This is a genomic window from Pseudomonas sp. N2-3-1-14 (assembly GCF_041228395.1).
Classification (GTDB): domain Bacteria; phylum Pseudomonadota; class Gammaproteobacteria; order Pseudomonadales; family Pseudomonadaceae; genus Aquipseudomonas.
Genome location: NZ_CP166199.1, coordinates 3,210,196 through 3,229,694, shown reverse-complemented (window position 1 = coordinate 3,229,694; position 19,499 = coordinate 3,210,196). Strand labels below are relative to the sequence as shown.

Here is a 19,499-nt window from a genome sequence, read left to right as displayed (position 1 = left end):
GCTCAGATTGATCTGTTTGATCGTGCTTTCATTTAAATTGATTTCGTAGGCTTGAGACTGGCCATTCAGTTCGGTTCGGAATAACAGCCCGGTTGTTTTTGGTGCTCTGTGTTATTGGGTAAAAAGCCCATGCCCAGCCGATGTGAACTCTCTTCAAAGACAGTGACTTTTCCAAACTCAAAGTTTTGTCTGTCTTCGAGTGGAAGCTGCGCGATCATATGCCTGACCGTTGCGTTAATGCCGGTCTTTTTATCCCAGATCGCTTGGGTGAACTGCTGATCGAAGGCTTTCTGTACACCCACTATCGGGGCTGCATTGAGCTGCTCCAATGGGATGCTGGGGTCGTCTGACCACCAAGGACGCGGATTCGGCATGTCCATCATGGCGATATCCAACATCGAATGTAGGCCGACCAACCCAGTTTGGCCTGCGGTGCCTCGATAACTATCAGTACCCAGTACTTTCTTTTCGAATACCGGACCAAGATCCCCGAAGCGTTCCTTTAATTTGGCCAGCGCAATTTCTTTTCGTGTAGGGATTGCTTCGTAGAGCATTTTGGAACCGGAGAGTCGTTCTTCCAGTTGTTGGTTGAAGCTGGCTTTTATGCTGTCAAGTTGGGCCGGGGTGTAGTTGTCGTCAGCACTTTTTGCGATTACGCCGTTGGCGACAGCCCAATCGACCAGCGCGGTACTTTGGGCGTATTCAGTGGCGGGCGAGCGGCCTTTGGAGGCGTTGTACTCCAGCATGACCTCCGCGAACGTCATGTGCCTCACAGCGCCAGGTCGCTCGGCTTCTATAGTTGCCGCTGCAATCGACAGGAAAGCCCACGCCTGGCTGCCGACGGTCAGGTTCTCGGGAATATCTTTAATCAGAAACTGCGGTGCCGTATGGCCTAGCAACAGGTGAGTGGCGAGCTTAGCGGTATCTACCGTTGCTTTTTGGGTGGCGACAAGATGCTCGCTAAGGCTTTCAATGACCGAGGAGGGTGTATGACCCCAATGCTGTGAGTCCGCCAGGTCAAATTCGCCCACTACGTTGCGTTCGCGCGAAACAGAGGACTTGGGATCCATTCCAAGGTTGAGCGCGGTCAATAGATAGTCGTAGATACTGGTGTCCGAGGAGGCGCCTTTCATCTGCGTTTGCAGAGTTTCACCCAGCGCCTGGGCCCTGGGCGTGTCGAGCAGTTTTTGCAGGGCCTTTTCCGGTTCCTGCAGATCGCTCGCCGTCAACGCACTGCCTCTGATCAAGTAACCGAGCGTCGCCTGGCTGTCAGGTGACAATGCCCCGCCTGGCGCACCGGGCTCGGCGCTGTAGAGGAAATCCAACATTTTTTGTTGATCGGTTTGCGACATCGGGATTGGCCAGGACAGTGCGCCGCCCAGATTGCCCAGCGGGCTCAATAGCGACCGCTGCTCCAACGTGGTCGCCAACGCATTGAGCTCTTCCATGGTCCGCGGAAGAGCAATGCCGAGGTCGTTCAGCGCTACTGCCAATGTTGGCGCCGGGCCTTGCGCCATGGCATATGACGACCCTACGAAAGGGACTAACCGTTCGTTGTTCAAACTGTATTCGATCTGGGCGGGGGTAGCAGGCTGGCCATCACCCTGGGTGGCCGCGTACCGGAGCTTGACAGCCAAATCGTAAAGGTCTGCCTTGTCTGCTATGAGGTGTTTTACCGTTTTGGTCTGTACCCTGGTGGCTGTGGCGCTGCTGTCCTGGGGTTTGGCGGCATAAAACGTTTCAGCACTTAAACGTTGATCTGCAAGGGCCTGCGCAGAGCGGGTCGCGGCAGGTCGCAACGGGTCGCCTGCAGAGATAGGGCGCAAGCGCTTGGTGGCGATCAGTATCTTAATTTCACGTTCTGTCTGAACCTCGTCATCGTCGATGCGCGGTTGGCCATAAAAATCGCCGACCACCGCCAGAGGCACCTTCAGGACGCCATTCTCGAACGACAGGTGCAACGGGGTTTCCGGCGTGGGCGTTATAACGCGCGCCGCTGCCAATATTGGCTCGGCGATAGCTTTCCAGCCCGGGGTGTCGCTCAGGGTAAATCTTCTGGCTACGCCATCGACCGTGGCATGCAACACGCCTGTGCTGGCAACGATGCTGACGGTGGCGGGATCGATGTGCTGCTGGCGCATCCACTCCTGTACAACCGGACGCTCAAGCTGGGTGTGATAGAGGGTCAACCACTGCCCCAACAGCGTGTTTTTTGGCACCTCGATCTTTTCATCGATGCCTTTCAACTTGTTTTGCAGGCCAGCGATATATTCGGCGAGCAGCGTTACGTCATCGTTCGCGGCGCCGTGCGCGGCGTTCAGCGCAGCCGGTATAGGCGCTTTGGCCATCGGCGCCAACTGTGGCCTGAAGGTTTGCTGTACTGCATTCGTGTTGGTCATCTGGTTTACCTTGCTGGGTTAAAAAGACGCCTTCCCAAAAGATCTTCCGTGTTCCTGAGGCGCACACCTGAGTGCTGAAACGAGGAAATTTCGTTCCAGAACGGCGCCACGTACCTGTATTTATTTGTGTAAATGAAATGATGAATTCGGACAGAATCCGTTGGAAATTCACGTCTAGAGCGTAGGAAGTCACCTCAAATCAATGCAGAAACATAGCCTTGGCCGTCGATATTCGGGCAAACTCCCAGTTTTTCCGTTCCTGGCCAAGGCATGCCCATGACTCCCGCGTCGTCTGTCGATGAAAAGAGCTTTCGTAAACTCCTGAGCCGCAACGTGGCCCTACCTTTGAGCGTGGGCGTGGTCAGCGCGGTGTTTTTCGTCGTGCTGATCAGCTACCTGTTGTCGGTGATCCAGTGGGTAGAGCACACCGACCGGGTCATCAATAACCTCAATGAGTCTTCGAAGCTGACAGTGGACCTGGAAACCGGGCTGCGCGGCTTCCTGATCACCGGCGACGAGCATTTCCTGGACCCGTATGAAGTCGCAAAGCCGCGGATCATTGGCGATTTGCGCAATTTGCAGGAGCTGGTGGCGGATAACCCTCAACAGGTGGATCGCCTCAAGCGTCTTGAGGCCATGCAGGTCGAATGGAACAAATACGCCCAATCGATGGTTGACCTGCAGCGCCAGAGCGGTGACTACCGCGCCGCGGTCAAGGCCGGCCGGGGCAAGAGCCTGACCGACGCGATTCGCCAGGAATACGCGAACGCGGTGGACATGGAGCAGCAGTTCCGTGTGACCCGCAACCAGGACGTCACCCGTACTACGATTGTCAGCGTCACGTTGTACCTGGTCTTTGTGCTCGGTCTGAGCGGCTTCCTTGCCTATGTGGGCCGCAAAAATTTAATCGCTTTATCAGACAGTTACAGCGCAAACCTCGCGTCACAACAAACGATTGCGCGTCGCCTGGAACAACAAGCCTGGCTGCGCAACGGCCAGACCGAATTGGCCGAACAAGTGCTGGGGCAACTCAGCCTGAACATGCTGGGCCGTAACATCCTGCAGTTTTTTGCCCAGTACATGGGCTCGGCGGTCGCCGCGCTGTATGTGCGTGAAGAACACGGTGGCCTCAAGCGTGTGGCCACGTATGGTTTCTCCCGCGAACAGGAACAGCAGGAGCAGTCGATCTACAGCGACGAAGGCATCGTTGGGCAGGCCGCCCAGCTCGATCGCCTGATTCGCCTGGACGATGTGCCGGTGGATTACTTCAAGGTCAGTTCCGGCCTGGGCGAAGGGGCCACTCGCAGCGTGCTGGTGATGCCGACCAGCGACGATGACCGCGTCAACGGTGTGATCGAACTGGGTTTCCTGCGCCCACTGGAAGAGCGCGACGTCGAACTGCTGGAGCTGATTGCCGGCAATATTGGCACCTCCATCGAAGCTGCGCGCTATCGCCAGCGCCTGCAGGAAGTGCTGGCCGAGACCCAGCAGCTCAACGAAGAGCTGCAGGTGCAGCAGGAAGAGCTCAAGACCGCCAACGAAGAACTCGAAGAGCAGTCGCGCATTCTCAAGGAATCCCAGGCCCACCTGGAAACCCAGCAGGCCGAACTTGAGCAGACCAACGAGCAGTTGGCCGAGCAGACGCAAACCCTGGCCGAGCAGCGCGACGCCATGGACCGCAAGAACGTCGAGCTGAACCAGGCCCAGCTTGAACTCGAAGACCGCGCCGACGAACTGCAGCGCTCCAGCAAGTACAAATCCGAGTTCCTCGCCAACATGTCCCACGAGCTGCGCACGCCGCTGAACAGTTCGTTGATTCTGGCCAAACTGTTGGCGGAAAACCCGCAGGACAATCTCAGCGCCGAGCAGGTCAAGTTTGCCGAGTCGATCTATTCGGCGGGCAATGACTTGCTCAACCTGATCAACGACATCCTGGATATTTCCAAGGTGGAAGCCGGCAAACTCGAAGTGCGCCCGGAAAACTCCAGCGTTGTACGCCTGGTGGACGGCCTGCGCGGCATGTTCGAGCCGCTGGCCGCCGACCGCAAGCTGGGTTTCCAGGTGGAGGTTCAGGCCGATGCGCCGACCCTGATGTTCACCGACCGCCAGCGTTTGGAGCAGATCCTCAAGAACCTGCTGTCCAACGCGGTCAAGTTCACCGAGCAGGGCGAAGTCAGCCTGTCGGTGTCCCGCGCGCCGGGCGAGGGCATTGCCTTTACGGTGCGCGACTCCGGCATCGGCATCGCCCCGGACCAGCAGGAAAGCATTTTCGAAGCGTTCCGCCAGGCAGATGGCACCACCAACCGCCGTTACGGCGGCACCGGGCTGGGCTTGTCGATCTCCCGCGACCTGGCAACGCTGCTCGGCGGCTATATCAGCGTGAGCAGTGAGCCGGGCAAGGGCAGTGTGTTCACCCTGGTGTTGCCAGAGCAGTACGTCGAACGCGAGGAGGGCGCTGCGCCTGTCGAGCAACCGCGCCAGGCCGTGGCCGCCCCTGCGCCCAAGCCCGTGGCGGTCTCACCACTGCCGGTGGCTGACGTCAAACAGATCCCGCGATTTGCCGATGACCGCGACAAAGCGCCGTTCACCACCCGATGCATTCTGGTGGTGGAAGACGAACCGAATTTCGCGCGCATCCTGTTCGACCTGGCCCACGAGCTGGGCTACAACTGCCTGGTGGCGCACGGTGCCGACGAAGGCTACAGCCTGGCCGAGGAATTCATCCCCGACGCGATCCTGCTCGACATGCGCCTGCCTGACCATTCCGGGCTGACCGTGCTGCAACGTCTTAAAGAACACGCCAGTACCCGCCACATTCCGGTGCATGTGATTTCCGTAGAAGACCGCGTCGAAGCCGCCATGCACATGGGCGCGATCGGTTATGCCGTCAAGCCCACCACCCGCGAAGAGCTCAAGGACGTGTTTGCGCGCCTGGAGGCCAAGCTGACGCAAAAGGTCAAGCGCGTGCTGCTGGTGGAAGACGACGATTTGCAGCGTGACAGCATTGCCCGCCTGATCGGCGACGATGACATTGAAATCACCGACGTCGGTTACGCCCAGGCCGCCCTGGACCTGCTGCGCACCAATGTCTACGACTGCATGATCATCGACCTCAAGCTGCCGGACATGCTCGGCAACGAGCTGCTCAAGCGCATGGCCACCGAGGACATCTGCTCGTTCCCGCCGGTGATTGTCTACACCGGACGCAACCTGACCCGCGATGAAGAGGCCGAGCTGCGCAAGTATTCGCGCTCGATCATCATCAAGGGCGCGCGCTCACCCGAGCGCCTTCTGGATGAAGTGACACTCTTTCTGCACAAAGTCGAATCCCAGCTGTCCCATGACCGCCAGAAGATGCTCAAGACCGCCCGCAGCCGCGACAAGGTCTTCGAGGGCCGCAAAATCCTGTTGGTGGACGACGATGTGCGTAACATCTTTGCCCTGACCAGCGCCCTGGAGCACAAAGGTGCGGTGGTGGTGATCGGGCGTAATGGCCGTGAAGCCATCGACAAACTCAATGAAGTTGACGACATCGACCTGGTGCTGATGGACGTGATGATGCCGGAGATGGACGGTTACGAGGCAACCGCCTTGATTCGCCAGGATCCGCGCTGGAAAAAGCTGCCGATCATTGCGGTCACGGCCAAGGCCATGAAGGACGATCAGGAACGCTGCCTCGCGGCGGGCTCCAACGATTACCTGGCCAAGCCGATTGACCTGGACCGCCTGTTCTCGCTGATTCGCGTCTGGCTACCGAAGATGGAACGTATTTAAGTGGAGCAACGTTTTTTGGATAAAAGCAGCGATATTGAGCTGCGCCTGTTGATTGAGGCGATTTACCTCAAGTACAGCTACGACTTTCGCGACTATTCCGGTGCGTCGGTCAAACGGCGCGTGGCCCATGCCTTGCGCCAGTTCGATTGCGCCACGATCTCGGCGTTGCAGGAGCGCGTACTGCACGACCCGTCAGCGTTCATGCAGTTGCTGCAGTTCCTGACGATCCCGGTGAGCGAGATGTTTCGCGACCCGTCGCACTTCCTGGCGATCCGCCGCGAAGTGGTGCCGCTGCTCAAAACCTACCCGTCGATCAAGGTCTGGATTGCCGGCTGCAGCACGGGCGAGGAGGTGTACTCCATGGCGATCCTGCTGCGTGAGGAAGGGTTGCTGGAGCGCACGATCATTTACGCCACGGACATCAACCCGGCGTCGCTGGACAAAGCCAAGCAAGGTATTTTTTCCCTGGAGAACGTGCGCGCCTACACCGCCAATTATCAGCAGGCCGGCGGACAGCGTTCATTTGCCGACTACTACACCGCGGCCTACGATTACGCGATCTTCGACAAATCCCTGCGTGAGAACGTGACCTTCGCCGACCACAGCCTGGCGACTGATAGTGTATTCTCAGAAACTCAATTAATTTCGTGCCGTAACGTACTGATTTACTTCAATAAAAAATTGCAGGATCGAGCGTTTGGACTGTTCCACGAGTCGCTGTGTCATCGCGGCTTCCTGGTGCTGGGCAGCAAGGAAACCCTGGATTTTTCCGCCTACAGCAAACAGTTCGAACCCCTGGTCAAGCAGGAACGGATCTACCGCAAATCATGACCGACGTTGCAGCCAACCCGATTGTCGGGATTGAAGCCATCGTCGTCGGCGCTTCTGCTGGCGGCGTCGAGGCGTTGCTGACTATTTTTGGCGGATTGCCCCAGGGCTTTGGCTTGCCGATCGTCGCCGTGCTGCACCTGCCGGACGAACGCCGCAGCCAGTTGGCGGAAGTCTTTGCCCGGCGCCTGCGAATCCCGGTGCGTGAAGCGCGTGACAAAGAAGTGATCGAGGCGGGCACCTTGTATTTCGCCGGGCCCGGTTATCACCTCTCGGTGGAGCATGACCGCAGCCTGTCCCTGAGCCAGGAAGACCGCGTACACCATTCGCGGCCCTCGATTGATTATCTGTTTGCGTCGGCCGCCGATGCCTACGGCGAAAGTCTGCTGGCCATTTTGTTGACCGGCGCCAACCAGGACGGTGCCCGCGGGCTGGCGCACGTTAAGCGCTCTGGCGGGACGACCGTTGTACAAGACCCCAAGGATGCACGCATCGCCGTGATGCCGCTGGCGGCCCTGGCCCTGCACACACCTGACTATATTCTGACTCTGAGCCAAATTGGCTCGTTGCTGGCTTTGCTGGAATCTTCCCCATGTTAAGTACCGTCCAGGCCAAACTGCTGATCGTCGACGATCTGCCGGAAAACCTGCTGGCCCTCGAAGCGCTGATCAAGCGCGAGGACCGCCAGGTCTACAAGGCATTGAGCGCCGACGAGGCCTTGTCACTGTTGCTGGAGCACGAGTTCGCCATGGCGATTCTCGACGTGCAGATGCCCGGCATGAATGGTTTCGAGCTGGCCGAACTGATGCGCGGCACCGAAAAGACCAAAAACATCCCGATTGTGTTCGTCAGCGCCGCCGGCCGTGAACTCAACTACGCCTTCAAGGGCTATGAAAGCGGCGCCGTCGACTTCCTGCACAAGCCGCTGGACATCCATGCGGTCAAGAGCAAGGTCAACGTGTTCGTCGACCTGTACCGCCAGAGCAAGGCGATGAAGCTGCAGGTCGAAGCGCTGGAACGCAGCCGCCGTGAGCAGGAACTCTTGCTGACCCGCCTGCAGGCCACCCAGGCCGAGCTGGAGCAGGCGGTGCGCATGCGTGACGACTTCATGTCGATCGTCGCCCATGAGGTGCGTACGCCGCTCAACGGGCTGATTCTGGAGACTCAACTGCGCAAAATGCACCTGGCCCGGGACAACGCCGCCGCGTTCACCCTGGACAAGATGCACGCCATGGTCGATCGCGATGAGCGGCAGATCAAAAGCCTGATTCGGCTGATCGAAGACATGCTCGATGTGTCACGCATCCGCACCGGCAAGCTGTCGATTCGCCCGGCGCGCTTTGACCTGACCCAGTTGGTGCACAACCTGGTGGAAAACTTCGCGCCGCAAGTGGCCGCCGCCGAGTCGTCGATGCACCTGGAGGTTCAAGGGCCGGTAGAAGGCAACTGGGACGAGTTCCGCATCGAGCAGGTGATTTCCAACCTGCTGACCAATGCGCTGCGCTACGGGGCCAAAAGCCCGGTGGAAGTACGGGTGTATACCGAGCATAGTGAGGCAAGGGTTGAGGTGCGTGATCACGGGATCGGCATCAGCGCAGACAACCAAAAGCGAATTTTCCAGCAGTTCGAGCGCGTTTCTGCCAGCCATGTGGCGGCTGGCCTGGGCCTGGGGCTGTTTATTTCCGAGCAGATCGTGGCGGCCCACGGGGGCACCATCGAGGTAGAAAGCCAGATAGGCGAGGGCGCCTTGTTTCGGGTGTGCCTGCCCCTTGAGACGCCGGCGTGAAATCTATCGTCAGCTCGACGCAACCTCTGCGTGACCCAATGGTCGTAACTGCAGCAATTGACCGGACAAAGGCTTCCCATGAGTGAAGATGCACAAGATGTTGTTCTGATCGTCGAGGACGACGAATCGATTATGTTCGTGCTGGGTGAATACCTGGCCGGGCTGGGGTATCGAGTACTGAAGGCAATTGATGGGGAGCAAGCCTTCGAAATCCTCGCGACCAAGCCGCACCTGGACCTGATGGTCACGGACTACCGCCTGCCGGGCGGGATTTCCGGGGTGCAGATCGCTGAACCGGCGATCAAGTTGCGACCGGAATTGAAAGTGATCTTTATCAGCGGTTATCCGCAGGAAATCCTCGACTGCAACAGCCCGATCACGCGCAACGCGCCGATCCTGGCCAAGCCGTTTGATCTGGATACGCTGCAGGAGCATATCCAGCGATTGTTGGCTTGAGTACGGGTTGTGCCAGGGGCGCGTATCACCGTCCCCGGCAGCATTCACCGGCTTCAGTCACGCGCCCAGTCCAGAATTTCGTTGATCTTTGCGCGGTCAAAGACGCCCGCCCCCTCATCATCGCGCAGCTTGAAATTGCCATCGGGATAGACTTCTACCCCGACGGAGCTGGCATAGGTCACCGACACATCGTTCTTTTGCAGGATCGATAACAACGGTTTGTTACCGTTGCTATCGACTTGGCCTATGACCCTGCCGACCATCAGCGGTGAGCGGGTTGCCGTGCCGCCGACAAAAATGACCTTGCCGCCATTCTCCAATGCGCTGTCCAACTGCTGGAGCAGAGCGAAGGCATTGTGCTCAGACCCCACAGGCGCCTCCAGATTGCTGCCGTTCAAGTGCACCAAGGTGCGTTTGCGGTAAACCCCATTGTGCAGATCGCTCAGCACCACCAGTGCCGAACAGTCACCGAGCCCGTTGGTGCTGAGGATGCTGGTGGGGTCATTGAGGGTTTTCGCCTCGGCCATGAACACTTCAACGTTTGGCACGGCGGGCTTACTGGCGCTATTGGGTTTGAGCGGTGGTTGCACAGGCGCATCAGCGACTGAAGGCTTCGCGCCCAGGGCGTCGTCGAGCAGCGACTGAACATGTGTGTCAGCAATATGGTTGGTTTTCTTCCACGCATCACTGTGAGTGCTGACGTTGAACTCCAGCCTGGTCGGGTCGCTGCCCGCGGTTTTGTAGGGCAACGGCAGGTGTTTGTCGGTAAATAGCTTGCCCAGGCTCTTCTTCATGGCGCCAGCGCTCGCAAACTCGGCGAGGCCGTAGTTGGGGTCGTAATAAAAAAACCGCTTCGCGACGCCTTCGCCCTGCGTGCCGATCATCATCGCGTGATCGGCGGTGCCGATCATCATGATTTTGGGGGCGCTGGCGTCAGCGATTTCATCCATCAGTTGGGCATAGCCCATTTTGCGAACGGGCGCACCGGCATGAAACTGCGTGGGTGTATCCAGTTGCTTTTGAATGTGCGTCAGGTTCGCCACGAACTGCCTGGACTCGGCGGCGGTGGGGTTGGCCGCAGCGCTGAACAAATTGGCGGCGAAACGGGTGTGCTTGCCTTGCTCCATGGCCGTCGCCATGACGCGCGACATTGCCGCACACTGGCCTTTGCTGAGCGGGGTGGTCTGGCTGAGATAGAACAGCTGAGGAACAGGGGTGAACGTGCCGCCGCCCACGCTGATGTGCTGGTAAAACGCATTGACCCCGCTGAAGCTGTGCTGCACCGCCAAACGCTCGCGCTGGCGTACCAGCGCGCCGACCTCGGCCGGTGTGCGGCCAGGCGCGCGCGCAAGCGCCATCACTTCGGCGGATTTCATCCCGGCGTGATAGCCGCTGATCGTCAGCGGGTCGACCTGGGTATACCCATGGTTGAACTGCACGCTGTTTGCACCGTTTTTCTGTTGTTCAACCCAGGCGGTCCAGGCGCTTGCACCGGCCGTCTGCTGAGCCTCGTGTAATTCCCCGCTGGCCCTGATCGAGGGTTGAAAATCCTCCAGAGCCTTGCCGTACGGCTGGCCACTCAGCGTATCGAAGGCAAACCACTTGCCACGTTGAAGCACTGCCGGCCCTTCAGCGATGGCGCCACCCAGTTTGAAGGTGCCCACTGCGCTGGCCTCAAAATGTCGACTTGCATGGATCAGGCTGTAACTGTCGGCACTGCCGCGCAGTGTGTTGTAGGCATGCAGCCCGCCTTTTTGCACCCCACGCGCGGTACGGGAAACCAGGCTGCCCACGCCATCCAGCGGGTTGAGTGCGCCAAGTGCTGCACGGCCCAAGATCTTCACGCCCTGGGCCAGCCTGGCCGCCGCGCTGGTACCTGCTTGCAGGGCCTTGGCGCCTTTGGCTGCAACGCCTAGGCCCACGACAAAACCGAAGGCGTCGAACGCCAAGTCAAGGATGCCGTCACCCACGGCGCCGGCTCGAAAATTCTGGACTGCCGAGCGCAGGGGAATCAGGTTCAGCATGAATTCGCGGGCTTTTTTGTAGAACGGCACCTCGGTGTCAAACGTCGTCACACCCCGCGCCTCAGTCTCCAGCGCCCGAATGTCCAGGTTTTGCACCAAGGCGTCGGCAATGTAGCGAGTCCTTTCGCTGGCAAAGCTGTCGGGTGTGCCCGCTCGATGTTTTTCCTCAGCGACATGCGGCGAGTAACGGCCGGAAGGTTTAACCTCCAGCAGCATTTTCGAATAGCGCCACTTATCGGCTTCATTGGTCTGGCGCCCGATCGGGTGGTCTTTGAGCTCCTCGCGCCGGCGGATGCTGTTGTCTCTTACATTGACTTCATAAACAGTGACGACGCCGTCGAGCTCTGTTTTGAGCAGCAGGCTATTGGGCACTTTGGTTTCGACACGGCTTTGGCTGAAGGCGGTATGAGTGATGCTGTGCTCGGTGAGCAGGGTCACTTTCCCGCACTCGATGGCTTTTCTATCTTCCAGAGGCAGTGTGGCGATCAGGTGTTTGACGTGCGTGCTCGTCGCCTGTTCTGCCGCATGGAAGTAGCGCTGAAGTTCAGTGTTGAACAGAGCATTGATGTCGGAAAGCTTGTTCACATGGCCCGCAATCGTGCGTGTGTCGACCTCACCGGACGATGACGTCCATGCCGTTGCCTCGAGTTGCCCGTGCAGGTAAAGGTCCAGCACCGAGTACGCGCCGGGGAAGTCGCGACTCTGATCAAGTGGGGTGATGCATTTTTTCTCGAAGGGCAGGTCACCATACACACGCTCGAGTTCCTTCAGCGCCATCTCCCTGCGCTCGGGCATTGCGGTCGAGTGGGCTTGTGAGGCTTGGCCCAATGCTGAAATTCGCGCGCTGTAGGCGCCAGAGACGCGGTTCATCTGCTCGTCGGTGTAGTCATCCAGGGTGTTCAGCGCGATCAAGCCTTGGGCAACCCCCCAATCTTTGAGTGCATCGCGCTGCGCCCTGCGTTCAACCTGCCGGTCCTGGTCGGTAACAGGTGCCAGGTCGGCTCGCTGCATGACCTGCGCAAAGGTCATACGCGCCGTTGAGCCGGGCGCCTGGCGCTCAAGGCGCGCTACCGCCGTGCTGAAGCTGACCCAGGTGTGTGAGCCACACGTCACCTTGTCGGGAATGTCGGCGACCAAAAAAGCGGGGGCTCGGCGTGACAACAACAGATGGGCCGCAACAGGTGCTAACTCGGCGCTGGCACGGCCCATGGAAACCAAGTGTGTCACTAGCCCCGCAACCACCGTTGAAGGATGCTGGCCCCAATGTTGATGATCGGCGATATCAAAACCGGCAATGCCGGTTCTGGCAGGCGCCCCGGTGTTTGCTGCCTCGAATTCTTTATCCAGGGTCGCGCCAAGGGCTGCCAGCGTCCAGTCGTTAAGGCTCTGCGGGGTCGAGACGCCATTGAATTTTTCCTGCAGCGCCAGCCCCAGCGCCTGGGCATCAGGCGTAGCGAGAAGACTTTGAATAAACCGCCGCGGGTCATGCAGTTCGGACGGGGCAAAACGCTGGTTGCGCGTCAGGTAACCGAGTGCACCGGTGCCCTCGTCATAATCTTGCAGACCACTGAGCCCCAGCGTGTTCTGGCGCAGGGAATTTCTCAGGTTGCGGCAATCGTCATTACTCAATGGCGTTGGCCAGGACAAGGCTCCACCGAGATTGCCGTCTGGAAGCTGGGAAAGGGCTGGTGTTGTCAGTAACCGTCCCAGGTTGAACAGTTCGTCCCGGCTGCGGGGCCTGTCCCAGCCGTTGTCGCTGAGGTGTGTGTCCAGGCTGACCGTGGGGGCCGCCTGCAACAACCTGATGGGCGAATCGGCATGCAAGGTGATGTGGGTGCTGCTCATTTTGTCGCGGATAAGTTGCTCAATCCGGCTTTGAACATACGCGGGTGGCAGGTACAAGCTGTCCAGGGGATCTTTGGTGGTGCGGTATAGCCACTGTTCGGATAAATCGTCGATTTCCTGAATGATAGCGATCAGTTTCAAGGCCACGTTGGTGTGGTCATGGGCATTGGCCAGCTTGGCACGTTCGTGTTGCAGCACCTGCGCAGAGCGTTCTGGCCTGGACTGGGAAGGGTTGAACGCTTTAGCCGCTTCGAGCTGTGCTGCACGGGCTTCAGCGGATTCCCGGGTTTGCCCAGTGATTGCTTCGCCATAAAAGTCCGCGACCGCCCGGTAAGGCGCCGATGTGCTACTTGAGGGGCTGAGAATATAGCCAGAGTCTGACGTCAGGGCTTTTGCCGCCCGCATGATCGGCGCCATCATCGAGGTCCAGAGATGGCCATGCTCAAAGCCTGAAAAGGGTTTGCGCTGACCGCTAACGAACGCGCTGATGAGGTTGTCTCGGGGATTGATCTCGATAGGCTTTGAAAGATCAATCTGCTGACGCCTTGCCCAACTGACAAAGTGCGGGCTCTTCATCAAATCGTGCAGGTGTGACCACCATTGGCCGAAGGCAGAGGCGGGCGGAATGTGGTCGATGTCGCCCAGTCGTCCGGTACTTGCCGCGGTGCGCAGCGTTTGCGCCAGATACCCTGCCAGCTCACTGTCGCCTTCGACTTGCGTACGGTCGGCTGCGTGCGGCGCCGCCGGGTTGCTCTGCCGATCCGCCAAGCGTGGCCGGCGTATTGTGGGGGGCTCGGGTGCTGCATTCAGCGGCCATTGATGCAGGGGATCAACGTTGCGCGAAGCGATCATGATGGGACTCGTGAGGTAAGTTTCAGGTTAACCACGGGCACCTTTCATGCGTCGCGATTTGAAACTTCGTGTCCAATCCCTCAATGCCGGTTCCGGCCTGTCAGCCACCAGATATTGCGGAAACGTGCAGTCACTGGCTCACGCCTGAATCATTTCCCGCACCTTCGCTGTCAACAAATCAAAGGTAAATGGCTTGGTGATCAGTTGCATTCCAGGATCAAGGAAGCCACCGCGCACCGCCGCGTGTTCGGCATAACCGGTGATGAACAGGACCTTGAGCTGAGGGCGGATCTGCCGACCAATTTCCGCCATTTGCCGGCCGTTCATGCCCGGCAGGCCAACGTCACTGATGAGCAAGTCGATACGCTGGTCGGACTCGATGATCGGCAGCGCTGTGTCCGCATCACCGGCTTCGACAAAGGCGTAACCCAACTCTTTGAGCACGGCGCTGACCAGCACGCGTACCGCCGGGTCATCCTCGACGATCAATACCGTTTCACCCGCATTGGCATAGGGCGTCAACGCAGGATTGAGGTATTCCGGCGCCTGCATTTCACCGACAAAACGCGGCAGGAACAGGCTTACCGTGGTGCCTTTGCCCACTTCGCTGTGGATGGTGACGTGGCCATGGGACTGGCGGGCAAAGCCATAGATCATCGATAACCCAAGGCCTGTGCCCTGGCCGATGGGCTTGGTGGTAAAAAACGGATCGAACACGCGTCCCATCAGGTGCTCTGGAATGCCGCAGCCGGTATCGCTGACGCTCAGCTCTACATAGTCGCCGGGCTTTAAAGTGCCGTAGGCCGCAGTAAACACGTTGTCGAGGTGGCGGTTGGAGGTTTCAACCACCAACTTGCCGCCGCCCGGCATCGCGTCCCGCGCGTTGATCACCAGGTTGAGCAGGGCGCTTTCGAGTTGATTGGGGTCAGCTTCGGCGGTCCATAGCTGAGCGTCCAGGCGCATGTCGAGGGCAATGCTTTCGTTGATGCTGCGTTGCAGCAGCTCACCCATGGAGGTCACCAGTTGGTTGATCCCCACGGGCTTGGAATCCAGCGATTGGCGACGGGAGAACGCCAACAGGCGATGGGTCAACCCGGCCGCGCGGTTGGCCGAGGTCACGCCCAGGTCGATAAGGCCGTCCAGATCATCGAGTTTGCCGCGCGCAATGCGCCGTCGCAGCAGCTCCAGGCTGCCGATAATCCCGGTGAGCATGTTGTTGAAGTCATGCGCGATGCCGCCGGTCAATTGACCTACGGCCTCCATCTTCTGCGATTGGCGCAAGGCTTCTTCATTGCTGCGCAATTGCGCGGTGCGCTCCTCGACTTGCTGCTCAAGGGTTTCCATGGTGCGTTGCAGGCGCAGCTCACTCTCGCTCAAGTCAATCAAGCGGTCGCGAGCGTCGTACTGCCGGCGTCGGCCACGCAGGGCCGCGCTCACCAGGCTGATCAAAGTGATGGGATGAAAGGGGCGCTCCAGAAAGGTCACGTTGCCCAGCAGCCCGCTCAAGTGCGACGAACCGTTCTGCTCGCTGCCGCCGTGATGGGTCATCAGCACGATCGGCAAGTCGGACCACGCCGGCTGCTGATGCAGGTGCTCCAGCAACGGCTCCAGATCCACGCCGCGCAACGCTTCCGCCGCGATCACCAACAAGCCGGCGCCTTCTTCCAGCAATTCGCACAGGTTTGCCAGATTGCTGGCAACAATGCCGCTGTAGCCAGCTTCGTTCAGCATCATCAGCGCCAGTGAGCCGTCGCGACCCATTGGCGCCAGGATAATCGCGCGCTCGGAGGCAGAGGAAACGCTGATCACGATCCCTCTTCCTTGAGCAAAGGTGAGCCGCTGCCGTTGAATGTCGGGATGCCGCGCAGCACGCCCTGGAAGTTGTCGAGCGGCTCGCCCACCGTCATGCCACGGCTGCCAATGCGGTACTCGCGAATCGTCGACTCATGGGTGCCGGTGCGTTTTTTGATGATCGAAATGGCCCGGCGCACTTTGCCCAGTGCTTCGAAGTAACGCAGCAAAATCACGGTATCGGCCAGGTAGGTAATGTCGACGGGCGCTTGCATGTCACCGACCAGCCCATGCTGGGCGACGGTCATGAACGTGGCGGCACCCCGGCGATTGAGGTACAGCAGCAGTTCGTGCATGTGCAGGATCAGCGCGTTTTCTTCCGGCATGGCCGCCTGGTAGCCGTTGATGCTGTCGATGACCACGGTTTTGATCCCGCGTTCGTCAACACAACGGCGCACTCGGTGCGAGAACTCGCCGGGCGACAACTCGGCCGCGTCCACCTGCTCGATCAGCAGGTTGCCGGTGTCCTGCAGGGCGGCGAGGTCGATGCCCATGTTTTTCATGCGCTCGAACAACAACCCCAGTTCTTCGTCGAAGATAAACAGCGCCGCTTTCTCGCCACGGGCCACAGCCGCTGCGGCAAAGATCATGGAAATCAGGGATTTACCGGTGCCCGCAGGGCCAAGAATCAAGCTGCTGGAGCCGGTTTCGACGCCGCCGCCCATCAGCCTGTCCAGTTCGACAATACCGCTGCTCAGGGTCTGGCGGACATACCCGCCGCGATGCTCGGCCGCGACCAAGCGCGGGAATACATGCACGCCGTCGCCCATGATGGTGAAGTCGTGAAAGCCGCCGCGGTATTTTTGGCCACGGTATTTCACCACCCGCACGCGGCGGCGTTCGGCGCCGTAGTTGGGCGTCAGTTCTTCCAGGCGGATCACGCCGTGCGCCACGCTGTGTACGGTTTTATCCAGGGATTCGGTGGTCAGGTCATCCAGCAGCAGCACGGTGGCGTCGTAGCGCACGAAGTAATGCTTGATTGCCAGGATCTGCCGACGATAACGCAGTGAGCTTTGCGCGAGCAGACGGATCTCCGAAAGGCTGTCGATGACCACGCGGGTCGGCTTGACCCGCTCCACCACTTCAAAAATCTGCCGTGTGGCTTCGCCCAGCTCCAGGTCGGAGGAGTACAGCAGGCTTTGCTGATGATTGGCGTCGAGCAGGCTCTCTGGCGGGGTCAGCTCGAAGATGTGGATATTGTCATCCAGGTCCCAACCATGGGACTTGGCACCCTGGCGCAATTCGCGCTCGGTTTCGGAGAGGGTGATGTACAGGGATCGCTCACCGTTTTTCGCGCCGGCCTGCAGAAAATGCAGCGCAACGGTGGTTTTGCCCGTGCCGGGTTCGCCTTCCAGCAGGAACAGGTGGCTGCGCGATAACCCCCCGGAAAGAATGTCATCAAGACCTTCAATGCCGGTGGCCGCCTTTTCACTGAACAGCTCGTTGGATGTAGACAAGAAGTGCCCTCAGGTCACGTACAAATAGAGGAACGCGCCGCCTCGGACGCGCCATATTCACTTGACCGTGGAGGCCCGTAGCGGTTCAACGTTTCGCGAAAATTGTACAAGCCCCAGTATCGATTACAACTTTTTGCAACGCCCTACAGGCCTTGCTGCAACGCCGGGTCATCCGGGTTCTGTTGCTCAAGTTGCGCAAGCAATACCTGCACGTTTTGCAGCTGGCCGCTTTCTTTCCAGTAATTGACCAGCAGCACCCGCGCCTTGCGGTTGGCCGGGTGGCGCTGAATGATGTCTTCGAGCTGACGCTGGGCGGCTTCCAACTCTTCCTGGGCGTGCAGGGTCGTGGCGAGGTCGTAACGGTAATCCTGATTGTCCGGTTCAAGCTCTACCGCTTTGGACAAACCAAGCAGGGCGTACGGGCGCTCGCCATGGTGCAACAGCCACATGCCCAGCGCATGCTGCAGGTAAGCCGAGTCGGGGTGAGCCGCCAACTGACGTGCCAGCAGTTGCCGTGATTCATCGGTCTTGCCTTGTTTGTCCAGCAGTTCGATTTGCGCGACCACTGCCTGCAGGTTGTCCGGTTGCAAGCGCATGGCCTGTTCGAGGGCATTTTGTGCGTCTGGCAGCAGCGCACTGTGTATATAGAGGCGCGCCAGTTGAATCCAGCCTTCGGCCGTTTCCGGCTGACCCTTGAGGGTTTTCACAAACTCATCGAGCACTTGCTGCAACGGCCCGAAGTACAGCCCCAGGGTGTCCGGCGACAGACCGAGCAAGGCATTGGCGGCAGCAAAGCGCACCGCCTGTTCGGGATCGTCGAGCACCGGCCCCAGCAACAAGACGCGTTGGCCGCTGGGCACCAGGCCGACAATGCTGTGGATCGCCGCCTCGCGTACCACTGGCGAATCATTGGCCAGGTCTTTGTCGGCGAGCTTCAGCGCCTGCGGGCTTGGGTAGTTGGGCAATTCGGCGTGCAAGGCCGCGCGACGTTCAGGCGACAGGTCCGGCCGGCCGAGCTGTTGATACAGCACGCGCGCGGCGCCGGGTTCGCCGTTATGCGCCTGCTTCAAGGCTTTGGCGTAACCATGGGCAATCGCCGGCGGCACGGCCACCGGGGTTGAGCGGGAGAAAAACCAGGTGAGCAACACAATCAACAACAGGGCGCACAGGCCGATGATGGAGTAACGGCGTGACTTTGACATGCAGGCGTCCAAAAGCTGGTGGCAGCTAGTGCAAAGCCATCAGCTTCGGTCAGACCACGGCGAGTGTCAAACCCGCATCAGCTCAGCACGTAATCAACGGGTTCCAGGGCCGGCGGCAAGTCGCTTTCGCCCAGAGCGGCAAGGATCTCGCGCTCCAATGTGCGCACGATGGCATTGCTCGGCAGGTCGTTTTCATCAAAGCCGAACGGGTCTTCCAGGTCGTCGCCAATTTCGTCCAGGCCAAAGAAGGTGTAGCTGACGATGGCGGTGAACACCGGCGTCAGCCAGCCCAACGGCTCGGCCATGGCAAACGGCAACAGAATGCAGAACAGGTAAATGGTGCGGTGCAGCAGCAGCGTGTAAGGGAAGGGCAGCGGCGTGTGCTTGATCCGCTCGCACGACGCCTGCACCTGGCTGAGGCTGACCAGTCGGGTTTCCAGCTGGGTGTAGCGCCATTCGCTGATGATGCCTTGCTCGGCCAGCCCGCAAAAGCGCGCGCCCAGTTGTTGCAGCACAGCGTCAGGCAAGTTTGGGTGCGCGCGCTCAACGCCGATCCACGGCGTGATGGCGCCGGCCTCGTCTTCATGGCGCAGGCGCGCAATCAGGCCATGGGCAAAACCGCACAAGCCGCGCAGTAACCCACTGCGCTCAACCGGTTCAGTCAGCACCTGGGTTTCGCGGATCAGCGAGCGCACATCGATGATCATTTGCCCCAGCTGCTTGCGGCCTTCCCACCAGCGGTCATAGCAGGCGTTGTTGCGAAAGCTCATGAAGATCGACAACGACAAGCCCAGCAAGGTGAACGGCGTGGCGTTGACCTTGGAAAAGTACGCCGGGTGCAGGGTTTCAACCAGCACGATCACCGAGGCCAGCAAGGTCACCAGCAGGCTGCGCAGCGCGATGCGCTTGGCAATCGAGCCCTTGAGGGAAAACAGGATACCCAGGAGGTTGGGTTTGGGACGAACGATCATTGCAGGCAAGCTTCTTCGGTGGCGCAGGCCCCAAGGTTAGAAGCAACCCCGGCG

General features: G+C 59.5%; 11 protein-coding genes. 5 read left to right on the top strand and 6 right to left on the bottom strand.

Features of this window, described 5'->3' with window-relative positions; genetic code table 11:
• Positions 1-65 precede the first annotated feature (65 nt).
• Positions 66-2,399 carry a hypothetical protein gene (locus AB5I78_RS14760; protein ID WP_370002929.1) on the bottom strand — a complete coding sequence of 778 codons (2,334 nt, stop codon included), beginning with the start codon at positions 2,397-2,399 and terminating at the stop codon, positions 66-68.
• A gap of 276 nt (positions 2,400-2,675) precedes the next feature.
• Between AB5I78_RS14760 and AB5I78_RS14755 the strand changes: the two genes are divergently transcribed.
• The 5 genes from AB5I78_RS14755 to AB5I78_RS14735 all read left to right on the top strand — a co-directional run bounded on the left by AB5I78_RS14755 (position 2,676) and on the right by AB5I78_RS14735 (position 9,243).
• Positions 2,676-6,173 carry a response regulator gene (locus AB5I78_RS14755; RefSeq protein ID WP_369302889.1) on the top strand — a complete coding sequence of 1,166 codons (3,498 nt, stop codon included), beginning with the start codon at positions 2,676-2,678 and terminating at the stop codon, positions 6,171-6,173.
• Positions 6,174-7,004 carry a protein-glutamate O-methyltransferase CheR gene (locus tag AB5I78_RS14750; protein ID WP_177410116.1) on the top strand — a complete coding sequence of 277 codons (831 nt, stop codon included), beginning with the start codon at positions 6,174-6,176 and terminating at the stop codon, positions 7,002-7,004.
• Complete coding sequence (locus AB5I78_RS14745) at positions 7,001-7,600, top strand: chemotaxis protein CheB (RefSeq protein ID WP_145160831.1); 600 nt, start codon at positions 7,001-7,003, stop codon at positions 7,598-7,600. The genes AB5I78_RS14750 and AB5I78_RS14745 overlap by 4 nt, the downstream gene beginning before the upstream one ends.
• The gene (locus tag AB5I78_RS14740; RefSeq protein WP_106579185.1) at positions 7,594-8,787 is read left to right on the top strand and encodes a hybrid sensor histidine kinase/response regulator; all 1,194 of its coding nucleotides are present in this window, start codon (positions 7,594-7,596) and stop codon (positions 8,785-8,787) included. The genes AB5I78_RS14745 and AB5I78_RS14740 overlap by 7 nt, the downstream gene beginning before the upstream one ends.
• A gap of 78 nt (positions 8,788-8,865) precedes the next feature.
• A complete protein-coding gene (locus AB5I78_RS14735; protein ID WP_003217591.1) occupies positions 8,866-9,243 on the top strand; it encodes a response regulator in 378 nt (125 codons plus the stop codon).
• A 53-nt stretch (positions 9,244-9,296) separates the two neighbouring features.
• Here AB5I78_RS14735 and AB5I78_RS14730 read toward each other — a convergent pair whose 3' ends face one another.
• The 5 genes from AB5I78_RS14730 to AB5I78_RS14710 form a co-directional block, all read right to left on the bottom strand.
• Positions 9,297-13,964 carry a hypothetical protein gene (locus AB5I78_RS14730; RefSeq protein WP_369302888.1) on the bottom strand — a complete coding sequence of 1,556 codons (4,668 nt, stop codon included), beginning with the start codon at positions 13,962-13,964 and terminating at the stop codon, positions 9,297-9,299.
• Between the two features lie 138 nt (positions 13,965-14,102).
• Positions 14,103-15,725: an ATP-binding protein gene (locus AB5I78_RS14725; RefSeq protein ID WP_370004766.1), complete on the bottom strand. Its 1,623-nt coding sequence runs from the start codon at positions 15,723-15,725 to the stop codon at positions 14,103-14,105.
• 44 nt (positions 15,726-15,769) lie between these two features.
• Complete coding sequence (locus tag AB5I78_RS14720; RefSeq protein ID WP_145160825.1) at positions 15,770-17,272, bottom strand: ATPase domain-containing protein; 1,503 nt, start codon at positions 17,270-17,272, stop codon at positions 15,770-15,772.
• A 143-nt stretch (positions 17,273-17,415) separates the two neighbouring features.
• The gene (locus tag AB5I78_RS14715) at positions 17,416-18,474 is read right to left on the bottom strand and encodes a tetratricopeptide repeat protein (RefSeq protein ID WP_145160823.1); all 1,059 of its coding nucleotides are present in this window, start codon (positions 18,472-18,474) and stop codon (positions 17,416-17,418) included.
• A gap of 77 nt (positions 18,475-18,551) precedes the next feature.
• On the bottom strand, positions 18,552-19,445 hold the full coding sequence (locus AB5I78_RS14710) for a bestrophin family protein (RefSeq protein ID WP_369302887.1): 894 nt from the start codon (positions 19,443-19,445) through the stop codon (positions 18,552-18,554).
• Between the last annotated feature and the right edge of the window lie 54 nt (positions 19,446-19,499).